The following is a 3,374-nucleotide window of genomic DNA, read 5'->3' as shown; positions in this document are numbered from 1 at the left end:
GAACCCACCGACCGCACCGGCACACCGACCGCAACCCACGACTCCCGATACCTCCACGCGTCCGCCGCGGCTGCCGCGACGGGGGCGGCGGCCGGGGCGGGCCAGAACCGTCGGTGCTGGAACGCGTAGGTCGGAAGGCCGACCCGGCGTCCCTCGGGGAGCACCGCCCGCCGGTCGACGGGGACCCCGTGGGCGTACAGCGCGGCCCAGCCGGCCGTGACCGCGGTGTTCTCGTCGCGGTCCTTGCGAAGGAGCGGCACGACCAGGGTGTCCTCGGCACAGCTGTCCGCGGCCATCGCCGACAGCACGCCGTCCGGCCCCACTTCGACCAGCGCGGTGACGCCGCGGTCCGCGAGGTGCCGGATCCCGTCGGCGAAGCGGACCGTCTCGCGCACCTGGGCCGCCCAGTACGCCGGGGAGCGCAGCTCGTCGCCCGTGGCGACGGCACCGGTCAAGTCGGACACCACGGCGATCCGCGGCTCCCGATAGGTCAGTGTTGCGAGGACCCGTTCGAACTCGGCCAGCATCGGATCCATCAGCGCCGAGTGGAACGCGTGCGAGACGCGCAGCCGGCGGGTCCTGCGGCCCAGCGCGGCGCAGGACTCCGCGACCTCGTCCACGGCGGCTTCCTCGCCCGACAGCACCACGGAGCCCGGGGCGTTGACCGCCGCGATCGCCACACCGTCCGTCAGCAGCGCGGCCGCCTCGGTCTCGGTGGCCTCCACCGCCAGCATCGCACCGCCCCGCGGCAACGCCTGCATCAGCCGTGCCCGGGCCGCGACCATACGGCTGGCGTCGGTCAGCGACAGGACCCCGGCGACGTGAGCGGCCACGATCTCACCGACCGAATGTCCCAGCAGGGTGTCGGGGACGACGTCCCATGACTCCAGCAGGCGGAAGAGCGCCACTTCGAGCGCGAACAGCGCCGGCTGCGCCCAGCCGGTCTCGTCCAGCAGCCCGGCGTCGTCGCCCCAGACGACATCCTTCAGTGGACGCTCCAGGTACGGGTCCAGCTCCGCCACGACCGTGTCGTACGCGGCCGCGAAGACCGGCGACTCGGCGTACAGCTCCCGGCCCATGCCCAGCCGCTGCGCGCCCTGCCCGGTGAAGAGCACGCCCACCACGTGGTCGGGGCGTTCCGTTCCGAGGACCACCCTTTCGGGGGCGTCTCCCGCTGCCAGCCCCCGCAGACGGGGCAGCAGTTCGTCGCGCCCGGTGCCCAGGACGGCGGCCCGGTGGCCGAGAGCCGACCGCGTGGCCAGCAGCGACCAGGCCACGTCGGCGGCGTTCAGCGACGGATCGGCCTCCACATGGGCGGCCAGCCGTGCCGCTTGGTCACGCACCGCCTCCGGCGTCGTACCGGACAGCACCCACGGCACCACCCGGGGGACGGGGGTCTCGGCGGCCGGCACCGGGGTGCTCTCGGGCGCGGCCTCCACGATGACGTGCGCGTTCGTCCCCGACACTCCGAACGAGGAGACGCCGGCCCGGCGCGGACGTCCCGTCTGCGGCCACGCGACCGGCTCGGTCAGCAGCGCGACCCGGCCCCTCGACCAGTCCACCTGCGACGACGGGGCGTGCACGTGCAGCGTGCGCGGCAGCAGGCCGTGCCGCATCGCCAGCACCATCTTGATGACGCCACCGACCCCGGCGGCGGCCTGGGTGTGGCCGATGTTCGACTTCAACGAGCCGAGCCACAGGGGGGAGTCGGCGGACCGGTCCTGGCCGTACGTGGCGAGGACGGCCTGTGCCTCGATCGGGTCGCCGAGCCTCGTCCCCGTGCCGTGCGCCTCCACCGCGTCGACCTCGTCGGCGGAGAGTCCGGCTGCGGCCAGTGCCTGGCGGATCACACGTTGCTGCGCGGGGCCGTTGGGTGCGGTCAGCCCGTTGGACGCGCCGTCCTGGTTCACGGCGCTGGAGCGCAGTACCGCCAGGACCTGGTGCCCGTTACGCTGCGCGTCGGACAGTCTTTCGAGGACGACCATACCGACGCCCTCGGCGAACCCGGTGCCGTCAGCGGCATCCGCGAACGGTTTGCAGCGCCCGTCGGGTGCCAGCCCGCCCTGCTCGGAGAAGAGCACGAAGGCGTCGGCGTCGGCCATGACCGTGACGCCGCCGGCCAACGCCAGGGTGCAGTCCCCCGACCGCAGCGCCTGCGCCGCGAGGTGCATCGCGACCAGCGACGACGAGCAGGCGGTGTCCACCGTCACCGCCGGGCCCTCCAGGCCGAGCACGTAGGCCACCCGGCCGGACGCCACACTCGACGAGGCGCCGGTGAGGGCGAATCCGCGGACCTCGTCGCCCAGTCGGCCCACCGCCTCCGCGTAACCGGAGGAGTAGGCGCCGACGAAGACCCCCGCGCGGGCGCCCGCCAGCGTCCGCGGATCGATCCCGGCGTGTTCCAGCGCCTCCCACGAACTCTCCAGCAACAGCCGCTGCTGCGGGTCCATGGCGAGGGCCTCGCGCGGGGAGATCCCGAAGAACGCGGCGTCGAAGTCGCCGGCGCCGTCCAGGAAGCCGCCCCGGCGGGTGATGGTCGTTCCGGGCCGCAGCCCCTCGGGGTCGTACAGCGCCGTCAGGTCCCAGCCGCGGTCGGCGGGGAAGTCGCCGGTAGCGTCGACGCCTTCGCTCACCAGCCGCCACAGGTCGGCCGGGCCCGTCACCCCGCCGGGATACCGGCAGGCCATGCCGACGATGACGACGGGATCGTCGGCGACCGGCGACGGCGGCGGCGCGGCGACCGCGACCGGGGTGTCGGTGAACAGCGACGCCAGGTGGTCCGTGAGCCGGGTAGCGGTCGGGTAGTCGAAGACGAGGGTCGTGGGGAGGCTCAGGCCCGTCGCGGCAACGAGCCGGCCGCGCAGCTCGACGGCGGTCACCGAGTCGAAGCCCAGCTCCCGGAACGCCTGGTCGGCGTCGATCCGGGTGCCGGGGGCGTGTCCCAGTACCGCGGCCGCGTTGCGGCGGACCAGATCGGACAGTGCTGCCCGGCGGGCCTGGTCGGGCAGTCCGGTCAGACGGGTCGCGGCAGCGTCGGCGCCGGACGCCTCCGGCCCGCCCGTCTCCTGCGGAGCGCTCTGCAGGGCCAGGACCGCCTCCGGCAGCCCGGAGAGCAGGGGACTCGGACGGGTCGCGGTGAAGGCCGGGGCGAAACGGCTCCAGTCCGTGTCCGTGATGACGGCCGTCGTTTGGTCGTGGTCCAGGACACGCTGCATGGCCGCGATGGCGAGCGCCGGCCGCATGGGCATGACGCCCAGGCGGCTCAGCTGGTGCCGCCGGCCGGGGAGGCCGGCGACCAGCCCGAACTCGTCCCACGCGCCCCAGGCGATCGAGGTGGCGGTGCGGCCCCGGGCCCGGCGGTGCGCGGCGAGGGC

At 74.6% G+C, this 3,374-nt stretch carries 1 protein-coding gene; it reads right to left on the bottom strand.

The window, feature by feature from the left end; genetic code table 11:
* The coding region (locus tag IE294_RS46450; protein ID WP_189895349.1) for a type I polyketide synthase at positions 1-3,374 on the bottom strand (3,374 nt) is incomplete at both ends.

The sequence above is a fragment of the Streptomyces canarius genome, from assembly GCF_014650735.1.
Lineage (GTDB): Bacteria > Actinomycetota > Actinomycetes > Streptomycetales > Streptomycetaceae > Streptomyces > Streptomyces olivaceoviridis.
Note: the sequence above shows the minus strand (reverse complement) of the source record. Positions and strands in the feature narration are given on the sequence as shown.